The organism is Paraburkholderia rhizosphaerae, from assembly GCF_004366595.1.
Taxonomy (GTDB): Bacteria; Pseudomonadota; Gammaproteobacteria; order Burkholderiales; family Burkholderiaceae; genus Paraburkholderia; species Paraburkholderia rhizosphaerae.
Window position 1 is genome coordinate 239,275 of the sequence record NZ_SORE01000006.1, and the last position, 21,960, is coordinate 261,234.

The window sequence follows — 21,960 nt, forward strand, 5'->3', positions numbered from 1 at the left end:
TTGCCAGGCGACGACAGGAAGGATGCATGACCAACATCGACACGGCCGTTGCTGCGCTGCTCGCGAGCCGCGTCGACAGCCTGCTGTCGATCGCGTCGCGCAGCAATGCGTCGACCGCGCAAACCGGCACGTCCGCGCTGACAGTCGATACGCCGACCGCGCGCGGTGCGCCCGTATCGTTACTCGATAACCCGCCGCAGGCTTCTGCACAAACCATCCTGTCGCGCATCGCGCTGACGCTCGACGCGATCATGCGCTCGGGTGGCGATGCGACGCCGTCGCTGGTCGGCCAGTTGCCGATCTGGCCGGTCGTGCCGGCGCTCGAAGAGGGCATCGGCGCGCAGCCGGGCGCCACGCCAGACGGTACCGCTGCCGAGGCAAACGCGGGCAACGGCGCGGCAACGGCCACACCTTCGCAGACTTCCCAGACTTCGCAGGCGCAACCCCAGACCGGTGCCGCGCAAGGAGCGGCGGGCGTGACGCCGGGCGCCGGCACGGTGCCGGTCGATGCGCTTGCCGCGGCGTTGCGTCAAACAGTCAACGAAAGCGGGCTCTTCTACGAATCCCATCTCGCGCAGTGGCTGGGCGGGCAGCGCCCGCCCGCATCGCTGTTCGATGAGCCGCAGAACCGGCTGGTCGCCGAAGCCTCGCAAATGCCGCTGCCGTGGACGCTCGCCGACGATGCCGCGGCGGACGGCGAGGGTCTCGCGTCGTGGTGGCATGGCGGTTCGTCCGCGCAGCCGGGAAGCGGCTCGGCCCCGTCGAACCCGGGGGCTGCGCATCAGGCGTCGGGCACTGCGCTGCCGATGTCGGCGCGTTTTGCGGCCGCCGTACAGGAATTTGCCGAAGACGCGTTCGGCAGCGGGCCGTCGACCCAGTCCGCGCGCGACGGTGCGCAGCCGGGCAACATCAACAACGGCCAAAGCAATGCGGCGCAGGCGTCGTTTCCGACGCAGGCGATGGCCGCGTCGGTGCATCAGGCGACCGTCACGCTTGTGCGTCAGCAACTCGATCTGCTGGCGACCGGCGAATTCCGCTGGAGCGGCGAAGCATGGCCGGGTGCGCGGCTCGACTGGTCGATCGAGGAGGCCGTCGACCGCTGGTCGCGCGGCGGCGACGGCGACGCGTCCGAGCTCGATGAGATCCGCCCGTGGCGCACACGGCTCACGCTGTCGTTGCCGGTGCTGGGCACGGTCGATGCCGATCTGACTCTGGTCGGCATGCAACTGACCGCACGTGTGCAGGCAAGCCCGACAGGCGCCGCTCGGCTCGCGGCGCAAGGCGAATCGTTCAGGCAGCGTCTGGCGGCAGTCGGCATTGCGCTGAATGCGCTGGCGATCCGGGAGATTGTCGGTGGCGGGCCCAGCGAGGGGCTCGGCAGCGCGGCGAGCGTCGCGTCGGCGACGCAGGCCGCGCAAGCCTACGCGCGTTCCGCTGCCGCGTCCGCCGCGGCAGCCGGCGCGTCCCATCCGGCAGGCGACGCCCAAGCGGGCAACCCTGCGGCGGCACCATTCGATCTCTTCGACGGAGACGAACTGCTTTGAGCCGCACGCATCGCAAAAGCGCCGCGGCGCTCTCTTACGACGATCAACGACCGGGCGGTGCGCCGCGCGTCGTCGCGAAGGGCTATGGGCTCGTCGCGGAAATGATCGTGCAGCGCGCGAAAGAGGCCGGGCTGTATGTGCACGAGGCGCCGGAGATGGTGTCGCTGCTGATGCAGGTCGATCTTGATTCGAGAATTCCGCCGCAGCTTTACCAGGCGGTCGCGGAACTGCTTGCGTGGCTGCATCGTCTGGAAAGCGGCGTAGCCGACGCGACGCAAGCGCAGAGCGACGACGCCTCCATCTCGATCAATCCGGAAACGCACGGCGATCCGGCCGTCGATGCCGCTGCCGCGCGTCTGCCGCGCGGCGACGTGCCGCCGACGCGCTGGTTGAAATAGCACCGCGCGTCCGGCTCGCGCGCGTCACGCTGCAAACGCGCGTTCGACCAGCGCCGCGTGATCGCATGCCGGCGGCAGCGTGCCATACACGCGGCCATGGTCGGCGCAACCGTCGGCGATGCGGGTCGCGATAAACGCGTCGGCGACCAGCGGCGGTGCATGCTGCGCGAGCAGCACCGCCTGCGCGATCAGCACCAGCTGCTGCGCGATGCGGCGCGCCGACGCCTCGCGCATCCCGGACGATGCCGCGAGCGTCGCGAGCAGCCGGTCGAGCGCGCCCGCAAGCGCCGCGTGATTCCGTGCGACATCCCGCCATCCGGTGAGTAACGCCTGTGCGGCCTCGGGTTCTCTTTCGAGTGCGCGCAGCACGTCGAGACACATCACGTTGCCCGACCCTTCCCAGATCGAATTGACCGGCGCTTCCCGGTAGAAACGCGCCATCGGGCCTTCTTCGACATAACCGTTGCCGCCCCACACTTCCATCGCTTCGCCGGTGAATTCGAGCGCGCGCTTGCAGATCCAGTACTTCGCGGCCGGCGTGATGAGCCGCCGCCACGCGCGTTCTTCGAGCGTGCCCGTCGCGTCCTCGAATGCGCGCGCCAGCCGCATCACGAGCAGCGTCGCCGCTTCGGATTCGAGTGAGAGATCAGCCAGTACGTTGCGCATCAGCGGTTGTTCGGCGAGCGCGCGGCCGAAGGCACTGCGGTGTCGCGCGTGATGAACGGCCTGCACGAGCGCCGCGCGCATTAGCGCGGTGCTGCCGAGCGCGCAATCGAGTCGCGTGTAGTTCGCCATTTCGATGATCGTCGGTACGCCGCGGCCTTCGTCGCCGACCATCACGCCATAGGCATCGAAGAACTCGACTTCGCTGCTCGCGTTCGAGCGATTGCCGAGCTTGTTTTTCAAACGCTGGATGCGCACCGCGTTCTTCGCGCCATCGGGCGTGAAACGCGGTACGAAAAAGCACGACACACCCTCGTGCTCGTCGGTGCGCGCGAGGACCAGATGCGCATCGCACTGCGGCGCCGAGAAAAACCACTTATGACCGACGAGGCGATACTCGCCACCACGCCCGGTGCTGCCCGAGCTTGCGACGGAAAACGCGCGCGTGCGATTACTGCGCACGTCGGAGCCGCCCTGTTTTTCGGTCATGCCCATGCCGATCATCATCGATGTCTTTTGCGCGAGCGGCAGGTCGCGCGGATCGTGCTCGCGCGCATACAGCTTGTCGCGCAGCGCGGCGAACAGTGCCGGTTCCTGTTGCAGCACCGGGATACTCGCGAAGGTCATTGTCACTGGACATAGCGCGCCCGATTCGATCTGCGCATGCAGCAGATACGCGGCGCAACGCGCGATCATCGCGCCAGGACGCGGATTCGCGAAAGGCAATGCGTGCAGGCCCGCGCCGCGCAGTTGCGCAAGCAACCTGTGCCAGGCCGGATGAAACTCCAGCGCGTCGATGCGTTCGCCGCGCGGGCTGTGCGTCGACAGTTCCGGCGTGTGACGGTTCGCCAGTTCGGCGAGCGCGAGCACGTCGGGCGTCGTGAGCGCCGCGCCGTCGCGTTCGAGCGCCGCGCGATGCCAGCCGGCGCCTTCGCGCTCGACGGCCGCGACCAGCGCCGGGTCGCTCGTGAACAGGTTGTAGTCCGCGAGTAGCGGGACCTGATTGGTCACTTCATGCGTGTTGCCGGGGCCGAACGTTTCCATCTGCTGTCTCCGTCTGCGGCGTGGGCGGGATGGGTTCATTGTCGCTCGACGCGCGCGGCAGCGGCCAGTTTTGTTCTTCTGGCCTCAGGCTGCGCACTCCGCCAACACGGAACGCGCCTTTGCGCACGGTCAGACGAGGGCGATATGGTATGAAGTGTGATCGCGCTTTGCTGATTGACCCGTAGGCATCCGGAGTATCCGCGGTGCATGACTCGCGCGTTCGATTGCTGGTTCCCGTTGGAACCTTCGTCAGGCAGTCGCAATGATCGATTGGTCCAGGGCGCATGAACTGATTCGCGGAATCGCGGCGAGCGTCGCCGTGATCAGTCGTGACGATGCGAAAAAACTGATCGTCGAGGCCTGTAACGAAGGCTTCCTCCGTATGACCGACGTGAATCACGTATGCATGGATTGGGCGGGGAAGAGTTCGTTGCGGCGCTGCCGGGCCTGGGCGCGGAGGAAGCGAGATCGATCGCGGACAAGCTGGGAGCGACGATCGAACGACAGGAGTTCCAGTTCAACTGGCGGCTCGGCACGCCGGTGCCTTTTACGTCAGCATCGGCGTGTCGGCGCAAAAGCAGGGCGAGCGCGACGTCGATGCAATCGTCAAGCGGGCGGATCTTGCGCTGTACCGGGCGAAGGAAGGTGGGCGCAATCGGGTTGAAGTCGGGTAGCAGCGGGCGGGAACGTTCTCACTGCCCCGCGCATTTACTTCCGCGGATTCCCGCTCGCCGCCGGCACTGCCGCCGCGCCGCTCATCACGATGCCGAGCGCCGGCGCATTCATGAAGTCATCGCCTGACTGACCGCGCAGTGCGTCGCGCGCGACGTCGAGCCACGCGCGCGCCGCGTGCGACAGATAGCCGTTGCGCCGCCAGCCGATCGCGATTTCCCACGGGATTTCCGGCTCGACGACCGGCCGGCACGTGAACTGTGTTGCATCGAGCCTGCGGCAATAGGGTGCGGGCAACAGCGCGATGCCGACGCCGGCCAGCACCAGCGCGACCATGAAGTCCCAATGCTCGCTGCGGCTCACGACAGTCGGTGCGAAGCCCGCACTGCGGCATGCGTGCAGCACGACGTCGTTGAGCGCGAGACTTTCGCCGTAGAACACGAAGGGTTCGGTCGCGAGGTCCGCGAGCGGCACGTCTTTGGCCGCGTCCCAGCGCGAACCGGTGCGCGCGACCAGCCACAGGCGCTGGCGCGTCATCGGCAGCGCGTCAATCGTGTCGGGGTCCACGGGCAGCAGCACGCCACCCAGTTCGAGCTCGCCGCCGATCAGCGCCGCCTCGACCGCACGCGAACCTTGCTCGATCAGCTTCAGTTCGACTTTTGGATAGCGTTGCCGGAACGCCGCGATCGCCGGACTGAACAGCGCGCCGCCCATCGGCGGAATGCCGATTGTCAGCGTGCCGCGACCGAGCGTGCCGAGGTCGTCGAGTTCCTTTTGCAGTTGAGCGTGCGCCGCCAGCACGTCCTGACCGCGTTGGTAGACGATCCGGCCCGCGTCGGTGAGCACCATCTGACGGCCGTCGCGCAGCAGCAGTGGCGAGCCGGTTTCTTCCTCGAGCGCCTTCACCATTTTGCTGATGGTGGGCTGCGTGACGAACATCTGCTCGGCGGCGACGGTGAAGCTTTGCTGCCGGACGACCTCGATGAAATAGCGAAGCGCGCGCAGTTCCACGTTCCGACTCCCAATAGCGGGTAAGCGACCAATTTAACTCGCCGAATTCCAATCTGGAATGGTTTGAATGAGTGTAAGTCATTATATTTATATCAGTAGAAACCCTATACTCGCTGAACTTACAAGGTCACAACGGGAGTATCGCGATGAGCATCTCTGTCACGAAGTGGACTGCAAGCGGGCGTTCGGGCGCGGTCGCGCCGGTCGTGCGTGCATTGCAGGTGGCCGCGCAGTGTGCGGTGCTCGCGGGCGTGTGGTGGGTCGCCGACTTCGCGGTGCGGCGCGTCGGGTTGCCGGTGCCGGGTGGAGTGGTCGGCCTGCTCGCACTGCTCGCCGCGCTGCTGTGCGGGGGCATCGCGCCGCGCTGGATCAAGGCCGGCGCGGACTGGCTGCTGTCGGAATTGTTGCTGTTCTTCATTCCCGCGGCGGTGGCGGCGGTCCAATACGGTGGGTTGCTGCGTGAGAACGGCTGGCGCCTTGCGCTCGTTGTGGCTGGCGGCACGCTGATGGTGATGGTCGCGGTGGCGTTCGCGGTTGAACAGACATCGCGCTTCGAACACCGGCTCGCGTTGCGCCGCATTCCGATCGACCGCCGGCCAGGCCGGTAATCGCCGCGAGGCGCGAACGCATGTTTTCGCGCTTCAGGCACTTGCCTGGATCGCGGCGCATGCCGGTCGACCAACGGCCGGGCCGTCCCGGACCGTGATGCGCGGTGCACGCGTTGACCTGCGTGTGTGCGTTTCTCCCAACTGATCGCAGCAAGCCGCGAGGCCACAGGTTTGCCGATGACCACTTCCTACACCTCTCTGTTTGCCGACAACCCATCGCGACTGATCGCGGCCGGCTGCTTCGCGCTGACCGTGGTGCTCTACTTCCTGTCGAAGGCGCTCTACGCGCGCGTGAAGACGATCTGGCTCACGCCGCTTGTCGCCGTGCCCGCGGTGCTGGTCGCGGTGGTCGCATTCGCACACATTCCGTATCGCGTCTATTTCGAGGACACGCGCTGGCTGATGTGGCTGCTCGGACCCGCGACCGTCGCATTCGCCGTGCCGATTTACGAATATCGCGAGCTGATGAAACGGCACTGGTTGTCGCTGACGGTCGGCGTGGTGGTCGGAATGGTGGTCGCGGTCGGCGGGTCGCTCGCGCTCGCGAAATTGCTGCACCTGTCGCCTGAGCTCCAGCGCAGCCTGATGACGCGTTCGGTGTCGACGCCGTTCGCGCTCGCGGTCAGTGACAGGATTCACGCGCCGAAGGACCTGACTGCGCTGTTTGTTATCGCAACGGGCGTGTGCGGGATGCTGTTCGGCGAACTGGTTCTTGCCCTGCTGCCGTTGCGTTCGCGGCTCGCGCGTGGCGCGCTGTTCGGCGCCGCCGCGCATGGCGTCGGCACCGCGAAAGCGCGCGAACTCGGCAGGGAAGAGGGCGTGATCGCGAGCCTCACGATGATGATCGCCGGTGTCGCGATGGTGCTGCTCGCGCCGTTCCTGCCATTGTTGCCGGTTTGAGCTCGTGCGCGTGCGCCACGCGCCGCTGCCCGCCGCATTTTCGTGTGCGGAAACGCCCGAAGCGTCGCCGAAATTGCCCGTCGCACGCGTCACCCTGATTTGCTACAATCTGCGCTCGCCTTTGAGGAGCGTTGCGACGGGTTTCTTCCCGCCAGGCTCGAAGGTGGTCAATTCGAAGGGCATACGCGTACCACGCAGCTTGCGCTTCGCATCGAACGGCGCTCACGTCAATCTTCTAATTCTCTTAGAAAGGAGGGCGTGATGAACGCCGCAGTTTACGATTCCAAAGACTCGAAAGATTTTGTCGTCGCCGACCTGTCGCTGGCAGGCTGGGGCCGCAAGGAACTCAACATCGCCGAAACGGAAATGCCGGGCCTCGTGCAAATCCGCGACGAGTACAAAGCCCAGCAGCCGCTGAAGGGCGCGCGCATCGCCGGCTCGCTGCACATGACGATCCAGACCGGCGTGCTGATCGAGACGCTGAAGGCGCTCGGCGCCGACGTACGCTGGGCCTCGTGCAATATCTTCTCGACGCAGGACCACGCCGCCGCGGCGATCGCGCAAGGCGGCACGCCGGTGTTCGCGTTCAAGGGCGAATCGCTCGACGAATACTGGCAGTTCACGCACCGCATCTTCGAATGGCCGAACGGCGAGTTCGCGAACATGATTCTCGACGACGGTGGCGATGCAACGCTGCTGCTCATCCTGGGTTCGAAGGCCGAAAAAGATCGCTCGGTGATCGCGAAGCCGACCAACGAAGAAGAAACCTCGCTGTTCAAGTCGATCGCGCAGCATCTGGATGTTGACGCGACGTGGTACTCGAAGCGCCTCGCGCATATCAAGGGTGTCACCGAAGAAACGACGACAGGCGTGCACCGTCTGTATCAGATGGAAAAGGAAGGCCGTCTGCCGTTCCCGGCGATCAACGTGAACGATTCGGTCACGAAGTCGAAGTTCGACAACCTGTATGGCTGCCGCGAGTCGCTGGTCGACGGCATCAAGCGCGCGACCGATGTGATGATCGCCGGCAAGATCGCGGTGGTGGCCGGTTACGGCGACGTGGGCAAGGGCTGCGCGCAGTCGCTGCGCGGTCTTGGCGCGACGGTGTGGGTCACGGAAATCGATCCGATCTGCGCGCTGCAGGCGGCGATGGAAGGCTATCGCGTGGTGACGATGGAATATGCGGCGGACAAGGCCGACATCTTCGTGACCGCGACCGGCAATTACCATGTGATCAACCACGACCACATGAAGGCGATGCGCCATAACGCGATTGTCTGCAACATCGGCCACTTCGATTCGGAAATCGATGTCGCGTCGACGCGCCAGTACACGTGGGAAAACATCAAGCCGCAAGTCGACCACATCATTTTCCCGGACGGCAAGCGCGTGATTCTGCTGGCTGAAGGACGTCTGGTGAACCTCGGTTGCGCGACCGGCCACCCGTCGTTCGTGATGTCGAACTCGTTCACGAACCAGACGCTCGCGCAGATCGAACTGTTCACGCAAGGCGGCAAGTACGAGAACAAGGTGTACGTGTTGCCGAAACAGCTCGACGAGAAGGTCGCGCGTCTGCATCTCGCGCGCATTGGCGCGAACCTGACGCAACTGTCGACCGAGCAGGCCGGCTATATCGGTGTCGACAAGAACGGCCCGTTCAAGCCGAACCACTACCGCTACTAGGCACGTTGCCGGATGCGCGCAGTGCGCTGCCGCAGCGCACTGCCGCAGTGAACTGCACAAGCGGTTCGCACTGCGCGCATTCACGTTCAATGCGGATCGCAAGCCACCAAGGAGCCTGATATGAGCGTGCTGTTGACCTGGCTGATCAATGCGCTTGCGTTGTTGATCATCACGTACATCGTGCCGTCGATACACATCCGCAGTTTCGGGACCGCGTTGATCATCGCGCTCGTGCTGGGGCTGATCAATACGATCTTGCGGCCGGTGTTGATCCTGCTGACGTTGCCGGTCACGATCATCACGCTCGGACTCTTTATCCTGGTGGTCAATGCGCTGTGCTTCTGGCTATGTGCGTCGCTGTTGAAGGGCTTCGAGGTGTCCGGCTTCTGGTCGGCGTTCTTCGGCTCGATTCTGTACAGCATCGTCTCGTGGCTGCTGTCCGCGCTTATTCTCGGCAATCGCAGTTTCGGATAGCGCCGCAAACGCGAGCGGCCCGCGTCGCGTTTTGCCGATCGGTCCAACAACCCGTTTCATGAACCGGGACCATGAACCCCATCGAACTTTCATTCGAATTCTTTCCGCCTAAAACGCAGGAAGGCGTCGAAAAGCTGCGCGCCACGCGCGCGCAACTCGCATCGCTCAAGCCCAAGTTTGTGTCGGTCACATTCGGCGCCGGCGGCTCGACGCAGCAAGGCACGCTCGACACCGTCATCGATATGGCGAAAGACGGCGTCGAAGCCGCGCCGCACCTGTCGTGCATCGGCTCGTCCAAAGACAGCTTGCGCGCGATCCTGAACCAATACCGCTCGCATGGCATCCGCCATATCGTCGCGCTGCGCGGCGATCTGCCGTCGGGCATGGGCGAAGTCGGCGAACTGCGCTATGCGTCGGAACTGGTCAGCTTTATTCGTGCCGAGTTTGGCGACTGGTTTCGCATCGAAGTGGCCGCGTATCCGGAATACCATCCGCAGTCGCGCTCGCCGCGTCAAGACCTCGAAAACTTCGCGCGCAAGGTGAAGGCGGGCGCGGACTCCGCGATCACGCAGTACTTCTTCAATGCGGATGCGTACTTCCAGTTCGTCGACGACGCACGCAAGCTCGGCGTCGATGTACCGATTGTGCCCGGCATCATGCCGATCACGAACTTCTCGCAATTGATGCGCTTTTCGGAGATGTGTGGCGCGGAAGTGCCGCGCTGGATCGCGCGTCGCCTCGAGAGTTTCGGCGACGACCGCGAGGCGATTCGCGCATTCGGTCTCGATGTGGTTACGCAGTTGTGCCGGCGGCTCGTCGATGCGGGCGTGCCGGGCCTGCATTTCTACACGCTCAACGGCGCCGCGGCGACCAGGACCATCTGCGAACGGCTCGGGCTGTAATCCGCCGCGCATATTCATCATGCCTATCGACGTCATGCGTGGTCACGCGCATGACGTCGTCTGATGTCCTGCAGGTCCCAGGCGGCTTGTCCCGCCGCGCTTCCTACACATGTTTCCCCGTTTGCGCCACACGTTTTTGTCCGCTTGTGGGGGCCAGCAAAGCTCAGTAATATCGCGCTACGCTGGCTTTGGCCGGTTACAAATCTGGAGGAAACATGAAACAAAACAGACTGTTGCACGCGCTCCGGCTCACGACGCTGAGCGCGGTCGCAGCGGCATCGATGGCGGGGACCCAACTGGCGAACGCCGCCGATATTCCGAACAAGACTCTTGTTTTCTGCTCAGAAGGCAGCCCCGCGGGTTTTGATCCGGCGCAATACACGACGGGCGTGGACTTTACCGCGAACACCTTCACCGTTTACAACCGGCTCGTCGAATTCGAGCGCGGCGGTACGAAGGTCGAACCGGGCCTCGCCGAGAAGTGGGAAGTGTCGCCGGATGGCAAGACGGTGACGTTCCATCTGCGTCACGGCGTCAAATTCCAGACCACCGCGTATTTCAAGCCGACGCGTGAGTTCAACGCGGACGACGTGGTCTTTACGTTCGAGCGCATGCTCGATCCGAACCAGCCGTTCCGCAAGGCCTACCCGGTGCAGTTTCCGTACTTCACCGACATGGGTCTGGACAAGCTGATCCAGAAGGTCGAAAAGGTCGACCCGTACACGGTGAAATTCACGCTGGCCGAAGCGAACGCGCCGTTTATCCAGAACATCGCGATGGAGTACGCATCGATTCTGTCGGCTGAATACGCGGACCAGTTGCTCAAGGAAGGCAAGGCCGCCGATATCAACCAGAAGCCGGTCGGCACGGGCCCGTTCATTTTCCGCAGCTACACGAAGGACGCGACGATCCGCTTCGACGGTAATCCGGACTACTGGAAGCCGGACGCGGTGAAGATCTCGAAGCTGATCTTCTCGATTACGCCTGATCCGGGCGTGCGCGTGCAGAAGCTTAAACGCGACGAATGCCAGGTGATGAGCTATCCGCGCCCGGCCGATATCGCGCCGCTGAAGGCGGACAACAATCTGCAGATGCCGTCGCAAGCAGGCTTCAACCTCGGCTACCTCGCGTACAACGTGACGAAGAAGCCGCTCGACAAGGTCGAAGTGCGCGAAGCGCTCGATATGGCGATCAACAAGAAGGCGATCATCGACTCGGTGTACCAGGGCGCGGGCCAGCTCGCGACCAACCCGATGCCGCCGACGCAATGGTCGTTCGACAAGTCGTTGAAGGCCGCGCCGTTCGATACGGAAAAGGCGAAGGCGATGCTCGCGAAAGCCGGTTTCGCGAACGGCTTCGAGATCACGCTGTGGGCGATGCCGGTGCAGCGTCCGTACAACCCGAATGGCCGTTTGATGGCAGAAATGATCCAGGCGGACTGGGCGAAGATCGGCGTGAAGGCGAAGATCGTCACGTATGAGTGGGGCGAGTACATCAAGCGCGCGCACGCGGGCGAACATGACTCGATGCTGATCGGCTGGACCGGCGACAACGGCGATCCGGACAACTGGCTCGGCACGCTGCTTGGCTGCGAAGCGGTGAACGGCAACAACTTCTCGAAGTGGTGTTACAAGCCGTTCGACGAACTCGTGCAGAAGGGCCGCACGACGATGGGCCAGGATGCCCGCACCAAGATCTATGTGCAGGCGCAACAGATCTTCGCGGAACAACTGCCGTTCTCGCCGATCGCACACTCGACGGTCTATCTGCCGATGAGCAAGAAGGTTGTCGACATGCGCATCGAGTCGCTCGGCTATCAACGTTTCGATGGCGTTAGCTTGAAATAAACGGCTTGAAGTACGAGGCTTGAATCAAGCCGCTTGAACGAAGCGTCAGGCAAGTCGATAAGCAGCCAGCCGAAGTAAGTTTTTCGCACGGTTAAGAAGACTGGTCGAAACTGTCCGGCGACGGGGTCACGAGCCCTTGTCGCCGGTTGCGTTTTTCCCCACCCAGACTATAGGGACGATCCATGTTCCGATTCGTTTTGCGCCGCATCGGGATGGTGATACCGACTTTCATCGGTATTACGATCCTCGCGTTCGCGCTCATCCACCTGATCCCCGGCGACCCTATCGAAGTGATGATGGGCGAGCGCGGCGTCGATCCGGCAATGCACGCCGCGGCGCTGCACCGCCTCGGGCTCGACGAGCCGTTGCCGGTTCAATATCTGCATTACGTTGGTCGCGCGCTGTCCGGCAACCTGGGCACGTCGATCATCACCAATACGAGCGTGATGGACGAGTTCCTCGCGCGCTTTCCGGCGACCGTCGAACTGTCGATCTGCGCGCTGCTGTTCGCGCTGGTGGTCGGCCTGCCGGCCGGCGTGTTCGCCGCGTTGCGGCGCGGCACGGTGGTCGATCACGGCGTGATGGGCACCGCGCTGACCGGCTACTCGATGCCGATCTTCTGGTGGGGCTTGATCCTCATCATGGTGTTTTCGTCGAAGCTGGGCTGGACGCCGGTGTCGGGCCGCATTGCAGTCGAATACGACATTCCGCACGTGACCGGCTTCCTGCTGATCGACTCGCTGTTGCCCGGCACCGATGAAGGTTCGTTCCGCTCCGCGCTGAGCCACCTGATCCTGCCGGCGATCGTGCTCGGCACGATTCCGCTGGCGGTAGTCGCGCGGATGACGCGCTCGTCGATGCTCGAAGTGCTGCGCGAAGACTACATCCGCACCGCGCGCGCGAAAGGACTGTCGCCGGCGCGGGTGATTGTCGTGCATGCGTTGCGTAATGCGCTGATTCCGGTCGTCACGGTGATCGGTCTGCAGGTTGGTACGCTGCTCGCGGGCGCGGTGCTGACCGAGACGTTGTTCTCGTGGCCCGGCATCGGCAAGTGGCTGATCGACGCGATCAGCCGGCGCGACTATCCGGTCGTGCAGGGCGGCATTTTGATGATCGCCACGCTGGTCATTGTGGTGAACCTCGTCGTTGATTTGCTGTACGGCGTGTTGAATCCGCGCATTCGCCATACGAGGTAAACCGTGGCCGACATCCAAAACACCGTCCCCCAGGCGGTCACCCCGCCAAGCGGCCGCGTACTGGCCGCCCGCGAATTCTGGGCAAACTTCTCGCGCAACCGTGGCGCGGTCGGCGCCGGTATCGTCGTGCTGCTGATTGTCTTTGTCGCGATCTTCGCGCCGCTGATCGCGCCGCATAGTCCGATCGAGCAATATCGCGACTTCGTGAAGATTCCGCCCGCATGGCTCGACGGCGGCAACTGGAAGTTCATCCTCGGCACCGACGAAGCCGGCCGCGACATCCTTTCGCGGTTGATGTACGGCGCGCGGCTGTCGATCTGGATCGGCTGCGTATCCGTGGTGCTCGCGCTGATTCCCGGCATCGTGCTCGGCCTGATCGCCGCGTTCTTCGAGAAATGGGCGGACACGCCGATCATGCGCGTGATGGACGTGCTGCTCGCGTTGCCGTCGCTGCTGCTCGCCGTCGCGGTGGTCGCGATCATCGGTCCGGGTCTGCTCAATACGATGCTTGCGATCGCCATCGTCGCATTGCCCGGCTACGTGCGTTTGACGCGCGCGTCGGCGCTCGGCGAACTGCACAAGGAATACGTGATGGCGTCGCGCGTCGCGGGCGCCGGCACGTTGCGGCTGATGTTCTCGCAAGTGCTGCCGAACTGCACCGCGCCGCTGATCGTGCAAGCCACACTGGGCTTCTCGTCGGCGATTCTCGATGCGGCCGCGCTCGGCTTCCTCGGTCTCGGCGTGCAGCCGCCTTCCGCGGAGTGGGGCGCGATGCTCGCCTCCGCGCGCGACTACATCGACAGCGCATGGTGGATCGTCACAATGCCCGGCCTTTCCATTCTGATCTCGGTGCTCGCGATCAATCTGCTCGGCGACGGGCTGCGCGACGCACTCGATCCCAAACTGAAACGGATGGCCTGACATGAGCGATCTATTGACCATCCGCAATCTCGCGGTGGACTTCGGCGGCCTCGCCGCGGTAGACCGCGTCAACCTGAGTGTCGCGCCCGGCGAAGTGGTCGGCGTGGTCGGCGAATCGGGCTCGGGCAAGAGTGTGACGATGATGGCGCTGATGGGCCTGATCGACGCACCCGGCAAGGTGAGCGCCGATGAAATCACGTTCGACGGCAAGAACCTGCTCGCCGCGTCGCCGAAGGAACGCCGGAAGGTGATCGGCAAAGACATCGCGATGGTGTTTCAGGACGCACTGACGAGCCTGAACCCTAGTTACACGGTCGGCTATCAGATCAAGGAAGTGTTGAAGCTGCACGAGGGACTGCGTGGCGACGCGCTGAACCGGCGCGCGCTCGAACTGCTCGATCAGGTCGGCATTCCCGATGCGAAGAACCGCATTGCGTCGTTTCCGCATCAGATGTCCGGTGGGATGAACCAGCGCGTGATGATCGCGATGGCAGTCGCCTGCAATCCGAAGCTGCTGATTGCCGACGAACCGACCACCGCGCTCGATGTGACGATTCAGGCGCAGATCATGCAACTGCTGGTGCAGTTGCAGAAGGAGCGCGGCATGGCGCTCGTGTTGATTTCGCACGATCTCGCGGTCGTGTCGGAAGTCGCGCAGCGGGTCGCGGTGATGTACGCGGGCGAGATTATCGAAACGAACCGCGTGCCCCATATCTTCTCCGCGCCTCATCATCCGTACACCGAAGCGCTGCTTGCGGCGATTCCCGAGCACAACGTCGGCGCGGTGCGGCTCGCTGCACTGCCCGGCATGGTGCCGGGGCGCGACGATCGGCCGAAGGGGTGTCTGTTCGCGCCGCGTTGCAAGTACGTCGTCGACGACTGCATGAAGGCGCGCCCGTCGCTGGACGGCCTGCCGGATCATGACAACGCGGCCCGGGTTCGCTGCATCAAGCCGCTGAACCTTGCCGCGGATGCGGTTCAACACGGAGGCGCACGATGAATGCAGTACCTGATACGCGGCGCCCGGCAGCTCATAGCGGAGCCGACGCGGTGCTGGTCGCCGATCAACTGGCGAAGCACTACGACGTGAAGCGCGGCATGTTCGGCCACGGCACCGTGAAGGCGCTCAACGGCGTGTCGTTTTCGCTGACGCGCGGGCGCACGCTGGCGGTGGTCGGCGAGTCCGGTTGCGGCAAATCGACGCTCGCGCGCCAGCTGACGATGATCGAAGCGCCGACCTCGGGACGTCTGCTGATCGACGGCCAGGATGTGGCCGGCGCCGATCACGCGAAGATCGCCGCACTGCGCCGCCGCGTGCAGATGGTGTTCCAGAATCCGTTTGCATCGCTGAATCCGCGCAAGACAGTCGAGCAGACGCTCGGCGAGCCGCTTGCGATCAATACATCGTTGACCGCCACCGAGCGTGTCGAACGGATCGCACACATGATGCGAACCGTCGGCTTGCGGCCCGAACATGCGAAGCGTTACCCGCACATGTTCTCCGGCGGCCAGCGACAGCGTGTCGCAATTGCGCGCGCGATGATCCTCGATCCGCAGATCGTCGTCGCCGACGAGCCGGTGTCCGCGCTCGACGTGTCGATTCAGGCGCAGATTCTTAATCTGTTTATGGATTTGCAAGAGGAATTTAAGACGAGCTACGTGTTTATCTCACACAATCTGGCGGTGGTTGAGCATATCGCCGACGATGTGATGGTGATGTATTTCGGCGGGATTGCCGAACTCGGCGACAATAGGACGATCTTCGAACGGCCGCGGCATCCGTATACGCGGGCGCTGATGTCGGCCACGCCGTCGATCTTCGAAGCCGACCGACGGATCCGGATCAAGCTGCAAGGCGAAATGCCGTCGCCGCTGAATCCGCCGTCAGGATGTACTTTCCATCAGCGTTGCCCGTATGCGATCGACCGGTGCCGTCAGGAGGAACCGAAGCTGCGTGAAGTGGATGGCCGTCAGGTATCGTGTCACCGCGCCGAGGAGGTGGGGGACGCGGATGCCTGAAACGGCCGCGGCGCGCTGCCCGGCGCGCCGCTGCGTTGGGCTGCGCGGCGTTGCCGGCGTTGCATGCGCGGTGGCTGCTGTTTGCGCTGGTTGCGTTGTCCACGAAGATCGCGTGTGCTCCGTGCTGCGCTCGCGTACGCACTGGGTCGCGCGGATGATCACATTGTGCTGGTCGCGGTGGTGGTTACTCGCCACGCTGACCGTCGTATGCTGCAGCGTCAATCTGCCGATGCCGGCGTCGCTTGCAGCGTGGTCGCCGGTGTCGGCCGCGTTCGCTGCCGGCGATGCGCCGACGAACCTGCAAGGCGGACGCCCGTCGTTGCCGATACCGCATCCGCCGGCGCCGCCGCCCCGGCCCGCCGCGCCGGCGCCGGCGCTGGCACAGCCGGCCACGCCGCCGGCGGCGTCGGGCACCAGCACCGGCGGGCCGGTGCGGCCCGAACCGGCGCGCATGCCGTTCTACGTCGCCACGCGCGGCGCGACGACCATCTATATTCTCGGCACGCTGCATGTCGGCGATCCGGTCGACTATCCGCCCGCGCAACCGTTCCGGCGAGCGATCCTCGCGGCGCTTGCCGCGTCCCCGACACTTGCGCTTGAACTGTCACCGGACGATCTGCTGGTTTCACAGGACGATGTGTCGAAGTACGGCATCTGCCGGTATCCGTGCTTGCCGCGGCTGCTGCCCGATCCGCTATGGCGCAAGCTCGAGATGCGCTTGCGCGACAACCCCGCTGCGCTCGACGAGATCAGGAAGATGCGACCGTGGCTCGCGTCGCTGCTCGTCGAGACCTACGATTCGCTGAGCGCCGGACTGCAAACCGAATACGGCACCGAGGCGCAACTGCAGAACGTTTACCTGCGCCAGCGCGGGAAGATCGTCGGGCTGGAGACGCTCGCCGAGCAGATGCGCGCGTTCACCAGTCTCACGCTTGCGCAGCAGCGCGAAATGCTCGCCCAGGACCTCGTGCAGACGCCGGCGGAGAACGTTGCCGACGTGCAGACGCTGCATCGGCTGTGGCGCGTCGGCGATGCCGATGCGATTGCGGCATGGGAAGTCGCGAAGTCAGAAAAGCTGGCGCGCGATCCGCGCGTGTCCGCGTCGATCGACAACAAGATCGTGTATGAACGCAATCGCCGGTTTGTTGCGCGAATGGTCGCCATTGCGGCGCCGAACAAGCCGGTGTTCGTCGCGATCGGCGCGCTGCATCTGGGTGGGCCGAATGGCGTGCTGCAGTTGTTGCGTCAGCGCGGCTTCGTGGTCGAGCCGAGTTGACGCAGCGGCGGGGGCGCGAACTCCCGCCGCCGGTACTTATCGTTATTCGCCGCTGACTAACGCATCGCGCATTCGCTCGACTACCGGTGCCCAATCGCCAAGCATCGTTTGCCGGAACAGCCGCGCAGTCGGATACCACGGCGAGTCGCTGCGATGCTCGAGCCAGCGCCAGTCGGAATTCGCCGGCAACATCACCCACACCGGCTTACCCATTGCGCCAGTCAGATGCGCGACCGCGGTATCGACGGTGATGACGAGATCGAGGTTGTCGATCAGCGCGGCGGTGTCCGCGAAGTCGTTCAGTTCGGCCGTGAAGTCGATCGGACGGATCGCGTCGGGCAGTACGGCCAACTGTTCACGCGCGACGCCTTTTTGCAGATTGAGCCACGCGACGCCGGTCAACTCGCATAGTGGCGCGAGCGCCGCGAGCGGCATCGAACGATACCGATCGTTACCAAAGGTTGGACTGCCGGCCCAGACGAGACCGACTTTGGGCTGCGCGCCGACCGTATCGCGCAAGCGCGTGCGCCAGTGCGCGGCCTTGAGCGGATCGGCAAACAGATACGGCACCGTGGCCGGGATCGTATGCAGGTCAGTGCCGATGCATGCCGGCACGCTCATCAGCGAGACCCAGAAGTCATAGTCGCCGCCCGGTGTGCCGGTCCATGCGCGGCGCACGCCCGGTACGCGCTGTGCGAGCTCGAGCAACGGCGCGCGCGTGCAGACGTCGACCGTTGCGCCGCGCCCGGCGAGCACCTGTGCATAGCGCAGAAACTGGAACTGGTCGCCGAAGCCCTGCTCGCGCACGAGCAGGATCCGTTTGCCGTCGATCGGCTCGCCGCGCCATTCGGCAATGCCTTCGACCGCAATCGCTTCGTAGTCGCTCGCGCGCCAGCGCTTCGCGTACTCGGCCCAGCCACGCAAGTAATCGCCGCGCTTCAGATATAGCCATGCGAGGTTCTGATGCGCGTCCGGCTGGTCCGGTTCGAGCGCGAGAGCCGCCCGATAGAACGGTTCCTCTTCATCGTGGCGGCCCTGCGCGCCGAGCGATGCACCGAGACAAACGAGGTTCGTCGCATTTCCGTTCAGCGCGACGGCTTGCCGATAGTGCCGCTCCGCTTCCGGGTACTCGCCGAGCTTGCCCAGCGCGGTGCCGAGATTCACGTACGCATCGGCGAACGTGGGGGCCGCGGCGACCGCTTGCCGGAAATGATCGGCCGCAGCCGCGAAGTCGCCGCGCGCTTGCCGCGCGTTGCCGGCGTTGAAGTGCGCTTGCGCCGAACGCGGATCGAGCGACAACGCGATTTCATAGTGCGCATACGCGTCGTCGTGACGGCCGAGCTTGCCGAGCGCGGAGCCGAGATTGACGTGCGCATCGACGAGCGAAGGGTCGATCGCAAGCGCACGGCGATAGTGGTCGACCGCTTCGTCAAGCGCGCCTTGTGACTGGAGAGCGACTGCAAGGTTGTTATGCGCGTCGGCGAACGCCGGCTTCAGGCGCAGCGCGTTGCGGTAGCAGTGCAGCGACAGTTCATGCTGATCGCTTGCGGCAGCCACGAGACCGCGATTGCTCCAGCATTCGGCATTCGATGGATCGAGCGTCAGCGAGCGATCGAGCAGCGTCGCCGCGGCGCAATGGTCGCCACGCTGATACAGAAGCACGCCGTAGTAGTGCAGCGCGTCCGGATGGTCGGGGACGCTTGCGAGCGCTGCGCGGTATAACGTCCCGGCTTCATCAAGGCGGTTCGCGCGGTGCGCTTCGAGCGCGAGTGCAAGCGCAGTGGGGTGAGTCTGCGTCGTGGGATGCGTGCTATCGGCACGTGGAGTCGCGTCAGAAGGGGGCATCGTGGAGTTGGGCTGGGAGACCTGGAAAACGGCGCGTCGCTTACGCGCGCGCCGCGTTGTCGATTTTGGGTGCCCAGAAGGTTATGTCCGGCGCGTTTCGCGGTGCATCGGACATATCCTAAATATCGACGCGTTTCTTGTTTCGCGATTCACGCGCGGGTCGCGTGTGTCTCACTATTGGAAGCTGTCGACGCCTACCGCGACAGGAACATCAGCCAGTTCAGCAGGAAGATGTTCACCACCAGCAAGCTCAGCGCGGTCGGTATCTGCGCCTTGATCACCGCGTTCTTGTCAGGCAGTTCGAGCAGCGCGGCCGGCACCATGTTGAAGTTCGCGGCCATCGGCGTCATCAGCGTGCCGCAGTAGCCGGAGAACATGCCGATCGCGACCATCACCGCCGGATTGCCGTGGAACACGTTGACGAGAATCGGCACGCCGACGCCGCCCGTCATCACCGGAAACGCCGCGAAGCCGTTGCCCATCACCATCGTGAAGAGCGCCATGCCGACGCAGTACACGGCGACCGCGAGTAGCCGGTAGTCGAGGCTGATATAGGAGATCGTCAGATGCGCGACGGCTTTGCCGACGCCCGCATCGGAGAACACGAGGCCAAGCATGCCGAGCATCTGCGGCAGCACCGCGGCCCACGACAATGCGTCGATCAGCCGGCGCGTCTCCCTCATCGACTGGCCGACGGTATCGCGCGTGACCACGCACGCATAAGCCAGCGCGATCACGCAGCCGATGCCGAAGCCGATCAGCGTAACGTTCTTCAGGTCGATCAGCGGCGTGCCGCCGAACACCAGATGACTCGCACCGAGCGTGAGCGCAACGGTGACGAGCGGAATCGTCAGCGCGGGCAGAAACAGCTGGTTGCCGAGGCGTTTCGCGCTGATTTTGCGTACGTCGTCGGGCAGTACGTTCGACTTGCCAGCGGTCACGCGGCCGAAGCCGGCGATCAACGCCATCGCGATCACGAGCACGCCGACCACTTCAGGTGGCAGGCGGTCTCCGATAAGGAAGATCAGCGCATAGATAATCCAGAAGCCGCCTGAGGAGAAACGGCGCGGATGCTCGCGATCGGTGACGATCATGCCGCCGACCACCAGCAGCACGATGCCGACCAGATAGAACAGATAGTTGAGTGTCAGCGTCATGCTTCGTCCCCGGTGGCGGGTTGAGCGGCGCGCTGGCCATGTGAGCCGCGTGCGGACCCAGGCTGCGCGGCGTCGCGACTCGTTGCGCGCGTCAGTTCGCGCTCGAGCCTGCGATCGAGCAGATAGAGCCGGAAACCGTGAATCAGAAATGCGCACACGGCGGTCGGAATGCCCCACACCGCGACGTGCATCGGTTCGACGGTGATGCCCGCTTCCTTCAGGAACGTGACCATCAGCACGATTGCGCCGAACGCGACGAAGATGTCCTCACCGAAAAAGAGCCCGACGTTATCGGTGGCCGCGCTGAACGCGCGCAACCGGTAACGCACGGCATCGCTTAGCTTGCCGAAGCGGCTTTCGGCGGCGCCTTCGGCCATCGGCGCGAGCAGCGGCCGCACCATCTGCGGATGCCCGCCGAGTCCGGTGAGTCCGACTGCGGCGGTCAGCTCGCGCACCAGCAGATAGACGATCAGAAGACGTCCGGCGGTGGCCGCCTTGATCGTGCCGATCCACATCTGTGCGCGTTCGCGCAGGCCGTGGCGTTCGAGCAAGCCGATCACCGCGAGCGGCAGCAGAATGATGAGCGGGATATTGCGGGTCTTGATGAAGCCCGTGCCGATCGCGGCGAGGATTTTGTCGGGCGGGAAGTGCGCGGCGAGTGAGGTGGCGATCGCGGCGGCCGCGACAATCAGCATCGGATTGAAGCGCAATAAAAAGCCGACGATGATCACGGCTACGCCAATCAGCGGCCATAAATTGACTGTTGACTGCATAAAGTCTCCAAATGAATACAGCGTGAGCGCCGCTTGCGTGGGGGCGCCGTCAATGTGATCCGGCGCCGCCGATGTGAGGCGGCTGCGCCGTCGCTTGATAGGCGGCTCTTGCTGGCCGCTTGGTGTTGTCTTGTGCCGCCTGGTGCTGTCTGGTGTTGCTGTCACTGCGAAATCACGAACTGCACGCGAGACGAAACCGCGCGTCACGCTGTCACGTCACGTGTCGTGCATGGTGGCTTATGGCTCGCGGCCTACGGCAACTGCCGATTCTCACGCCCGCATGCCCGTCGCCGCATGCACGCCGATTCCCGCGTCTTCCAGCGCACGACGGATGCGCCTTGCGAACGCGAGCGCGTGCGGCCCATCGCCGTGCAGACAGATGGTCTGCGCGTTGATCGGCACCCACTGGCCGTCGACCGCGCGTACCCGCCGCTCGCGCACCATCGTCAGCGTGCGCTCGAGCACCGCGTCTTCGTCATCGAGCAGCGCGCCCGGTTCCTTGCGCGGCACGAGCGAGCCGTCCGCGCGATAGCCGCGGTCCGCGAACACTTCTTCGATCGCCACCAGCCCCGCTTCGCGCGCGGCCGTGACGAGCCCGCTGTTCGCGAGCGCGAACACCGCGACCGACGGATCGAAGTCGTGCACCGCGCACGCGATCGCATCGGCGATGCGCGCTTCGCGCGCCGCCTGGTTGTACAGCGCGCCATGCGGTTTCACGTGCGCGATACGGCCGCCTTCGGCCTGCGCGATCGCCGACAGCGCGCCGAGCTGGTACAGCACGCCCGCATAGATCTCGCCAGGCGGCACGTCCATTTCCTTGCGGCCGAAATTCTCCGGATCGTTGAAGCTCGGATGCGCGCCGATCGATACGCCTTTTTGCACCGCCCAGCGCACACATTCGCGCATCGCGTTGGCGCCGCCCGCGTGCCAGCCGCACGCGATATTCGCCGAGCTGACCAGATCGAGCAGTGCTTCGTCGGAGCCACAGCCTTCGCCGAGATCGGCGTTCAGATCGATTTCCATCATG

Annotated in this window: 20 protein-coding genes and 1 riboswitch; of the genes, 14 read left to right on the plus strand and 6 right to left on the minus strand. The window is 64.4% G+C overall.

Annotated features, from left to right (window positions below):
- Positions 1 to 26: 26 nt before the first annotated feature.
- Together fliK and BX592_RS10430 are read left to right on the plus strand one after the other, a co-directional pair.
- Positions 27 to 1,544 (plus strand): flagellar hook-length control protein FliK, encoded by a 1,518-nt coding sequence (gene fliK, locus BX592_RS10425; RefSeq protein ID WP_134191682.1) that lies wholly within the window; start codon positions 27 to 29, stop codon positions 1,542 to 1,544.
- A complete protein-coding gene (locus BX592_RS10430; protein WP_134191683.1) occupies positions 1,541 to 1,942 on the plus strand; it encodes an EscU/YscU/HrcU family type III secretion system export apparatus switch protein in 402 nt (133 codons plus the stop codon). The genes fliK and BX592_RS10430 overlap by 4 nt, the downstream gene beginning before the upstream one ends.
- Before the next feature lie 24 nt (positions 1,943 to 1,966).
- Here BX592_RS10430 and BX592_RS10435 read toward each other — a convergent pair whose 3' ends face one another.
- On the minus strand, positions 1,967 to 3,649 hold the full coding sequence (locus BX592_RS10435; RefSeq protein WP_134191684.1) for an isovaleryl-CoA dehydrogenase: 1,683 nt from the start codon (positions 3,647 to 3,649) through the stop codon (positions 1,967 to 1,969).
- 563 nt (positions 3,650 to 4,212) lie between these two features.
- On the opposite strand from BX592_RS10435, the gene BX592_RS35000 reads away from it, so the two are divergent.
- On the plus strand, positions 4,213 to 4,323 hold the full coding sequence (locus BX592_RS35000; RefSeq protein WP_341803894.1) for a hypothetical protein: 111 nt from the start codon (positions 4,213 to 4,215) through the stop codon (positions 4,321 to 4,323).
- Positions 4,324 to 4,357: 34 nt separating this feature from the next.
- On the opposite strand, the gene BX592_RS10445 is transcribed toward BX592_RS35000, so the two are convergent.
- Positions 4,358 to 5,332 (minus strand): LysR family transcriptional regulator, encoded by a 975-nt coding sequence (locus tag BX592_RS10445; protein ID WP_134191685.1) that lies wholly within the window; start codon positions 5,330 to 5,332, stop codon positions 4,358 to 4,360.
- 146 nt (positions 5,333 to 5,478) lie between these two features.
- Between BX592_RS10445 and BX592_RS10450 the strand changes: the two genes are divergently transcribed.
- The 11 genes from BX592_RS10450 (at position 5,479) to BX592_RS10500 (ending at position 17,158) form a co-directional block, all read left to right on the plus strand.
- The gene (locus BX592_RS10450; RefSeq protein ID WP_134191686.1) at positions 5,479 to 5,940 is read left to right on the plus strand and encodes a CidA/LrgA family protein; all 462 of its coding nucleotides are present in this window, start codon (positions 5,479 to 5,481) and stop codon (positions 5,938 to 5,940) included.
- A 177-nt stretch (positions 5,941 to 6,117) separates the two neighbouring features.
- Entirely contained in the window at positions 6,118 to 6,840 is a 723-nt protein-coding gene (locus tag BX592_RS10455) for an LrgB family protein (RefSeq protein WP_134191687.1), read from the plus strand.
- A gap of 117 nt (positions 6,841 to 6,957) precedes the next feature.
- Positions 6,958 to 7,071, plus strand: a riboswitch (S-adenosyl-L-homocysteine riboswitch).
- Between the two features lie 30 nt (positions 7,072 to 7,101).
- On the plus strand, positions 7,102 to 8,523 hold the full coding sequence (ahcY, locus tag BX592_RS10460; protein WP_134191688.1) for an adenosylhomocysteinase: 1,422 nt from the start codon (positions 7,102 to 7,104) through the stop codon (positions 8,521 to 8,523).
- A 120-nt stretch (positions 8,524 to 8,643) separates the two neighbouring features.
- On the plus strand, positions 8,644 to 8,997 hold the full coding sequence (locus BX592_RS10465; RefSeq protein WP_134191689.1) for a phage holin family protein: 354 nt from the start codon (positions 8,644 to 8,646) through the stop codon (positions 8,995 to 8,997).
- A gap of 71 nt (positions 8,998 to 9,068) precedes the next feature.
- Positions 9,069 to 9,899, plus strand: coding sequence for a methylenetetrahydrofolate reductase [NAD(P)H] (gene metF, locus BX592_RS10470; protein ID WP_134191690.1), 831 nt, complete (start codon positions 9,069 to 9,071; stop codon positions 9,897 to 9,899).
- 215 nt (positions 9,900 to 10,114) lie between these two features.
- The gene (locus tag BX592_RS10475; protein WP_134191691.1) at positions 10,115 to 11,746 is read left to right on the plus strand and encodes an ABC transporter substrate-binding protein; all 1,632 of its coding nucleotides are present in this window, start codon (positions 10,115 to 10,117) and stop codon (positions 11,744 to 11,746) included.
- A 182-nt stretch (positions 11,747 to 11,928) separates the two neighbouring features.
- A complete protein-coding gene (locus BX592_RS10480) occupies positions 11,929 to 12,942 on the plus strand; it encodes an ABC transporter permease subunit (RefSeq protein ID WP_134191692.1) in 1,014 nt (337 codons plus the stop codon).
- Between the two features lie 3 nt (positions 12,943 to 12,945).
- On the plus strand, positions 12,946 to 13,863 hold the full coding sequence (locus BX592_RS10485) for an ABC transporter permease subunit (RefSeq protein WP_134191693.1): 918 nt from the start codon (positions 12,946 to 12,948) through the stop codon (positions 13,861 to 13,863).
- A 1-nt stretch (position 13,864) separates the two neighbouring features.
- Positions 13,865 to 14,863, plus strand: coding sequence for an ABC transporter ATP-binding protein (locus BX592_RS10490; RefSeq protein ID WP_134191694.1), 999 nt, complete (start codon positions 13,865 to 13,867; stop codon positions 14,861 to 14,863).
- Complete coding sequence (locus BX592_RS10495) at positions 14,860 to 15,882, plus strand: peptide ABC transporter ATP-binding protein (RefSeq protein ID WP_134191695.1); 1,023 nt, start codon at positions 14,860 to 14,862, stop codon at positions 15,880 to 15,882. The genes BX592_RS10490 and BX592_RS10495 overlap by 4 nt, the downstream gene beginning before the upstream one ends.
- Positions 15,875 to 17,158, plus strand: coding sequence for a TraB/GumN family protein (locus BX592_RS10500; RefSeq protein ID WP_377681657.1), 1,284 nt, complete (start codon positions 15,875 to 15,877; stop codon positions 17,156 to 17,158). The genes BX592_RS10495 and BX592_RS10500 overlap by 8 nt, the downstream gene beginning before the upstream one ends.
- Before the next feature lie 42 nt (positions 17,159 to 17,200).
- Here the strand turns inward: BX592_RS10500 and BX592_RS10505 are convergent, their stop codons facing one another.
- The 4 genes from BX592_RS10505 to pxpA all read right to left on the minus strand — a co-directional run bounded on the left by BX592_RS10505 (position 17,201) and on the right by pxpA (position 21,956).
- Positions 17,201 to 19,003, minus strand: a complete 1,803-nt coding sequence (locus tag BX592_RS10505) for a tetratricopeptide repeat protein (protein WP_134191696.1) — start codon at positions 19,001 to 19,003, stop codon at positions 17,201 to 17,203.
- Positions 19,004 to 19,197: 194 nt separating this feature from the next.
- Positions 19,198 to 20,160: a DUF979 domain-containing protein gene (locus BX592_RS10510; RefSeq protein ID WP_134191697.1), complete on the minus strand. Its 963-nt coding sequence runs from the start codon at positions 20,158 to 20,160 to the stop codon at positions 19,198 to 19,200.
- Positions 20,157 to 20,933 (minus strand): DUF969 domain-containing protein, encoded by a 777-nt coding sequence (locus tag BX592_RS10515; RefSeq protein ID WP_134191698.1) that lies wholly within the window; start codon positions 20,931 to 20,933, stop codon positions 20,157 to 20,159. Before BX592_RS10515 ends, BX592_RS10510 begins: the two co-directional genes overlap by 4 nt.
- A gap of 270 nt (positions 20,934 to 21,203) precedes the next feature.
- A complete protein-coding gene (gene pxpA / locus BX592_RS10520; RefSeq protein WP_134191781.1) occupies positions 21,204 to 21,956 on the minus strand; it encodes a 5-oxoprolinase subunit PxpA in 753 nt (250 codons plus the stop codon).
- Positions 21,957 to 21,960 lie beyond the last annotated feature (4 nt).

Coding starts and splice junctions, on each gene's coding strand:
- BX592_RS10450 (WP_134191686.1), top strand. CDS start 5,479: ATGAGCATCTCTGTCACGAAGTGGACTGCAAGCGGGCGTTCGGGCGCG.
- BX592_RS10480 (WP_134191692.1), top strand. CDS start 11,929: ATGTTCCGATTCGTTTTGCGCCGCATCGGGATGGTGATACCGACTTTC.
- BX592_RS10435 (WP_134191684.1), bottom strand. CDS start 3,649: ATGGAAACGTTCGGCCCCGGCAACACGCATGAAGTGACCAATCAGGTC.
- fliK (WP_134191682.1), top strand. CDS start 27: ATGACCAACATCGACACGGCCGTTGCTGCGCTGCTCGCGAGCCGCGTC.
- BX592_RS10475 (WP_134191691.1), top strand. CDS start 10,115: ATGAAACAAAACAGACTGTTGCACGCGCTCCGGCTCACGACGCTGAGC.
- pxpA (WP_134191781.1), bottom strand. CDS start 21,956: ATGGAAATCGATCTGAACGCCGATCTCGGCGAAGGCTGTGGCTCCGAC.
- BX592_RS10455 (WP_134191687.1), top strand. CDS start 6,118: ATGACCACTTCCTACACCTCTCTGTTTGCCGACAACCCATCGCGACTG.
- BX592_RS10495 (WP_134191695.1), top strand. CDS start 14,860: ATGAATGCAGTACCTGATACGCGGCGCCCGGCAGCTCATAGCGGAGCC.
- BX592_RS10465 (WP_134191689.1), top strand. CDS start 8,644: ATGAGCGTGCTGTTGACCTGGCTGATCAATGCGCTTGCGTTGTTGATC.
- BX592_RS10490 (WP_134191694.1), top strand. CDS start 13,865: ATGAGCGATCTATTGACCATCCGCAATCTCGCGGTGGACTTCGGCGGC.
- metF (WP_134191690.1), top strand. CDS start 9,069: ATGAACCCCATCGAACTTTCATTCGAATTCTTTCCGCCTAAAACGCAG.
- BX592_RS10500 (WP_377681657.1), top strand. CDS start 15,875: ATGCCTGAAACGGCCGCGGCGCGCTGCCCGGCGCGCCGCTGCGTTGGG.
- BX592_RS10505 (WP_134191696.1), bottom strand. CDS start 19,003: ATGCCCCCTTCTGACGCGACTCCACGTGCCGATAGCACGCATCCCACG.
- BX592_RS10510 (WP_134191697.1), bottom strand. CDS start 20,160: ATGACGCTGACACTCAACTATCTGTTCTATCTGGTCGGCATCGTGCTG.
- BX592_RS10515 (WP_134191698.1), bottom strand. CDS start 20,933: ATGCAGTCAACAGTCAATTTATGGCCGCTGATTGGCGTAGCCGTGATC.
- ahcY (WP_134191688.1), top strand. CDS start 7,102: ATGAACGCCGCAGTTTACGATTCCAAAGACTCGAAAGATTTTGTCGTC.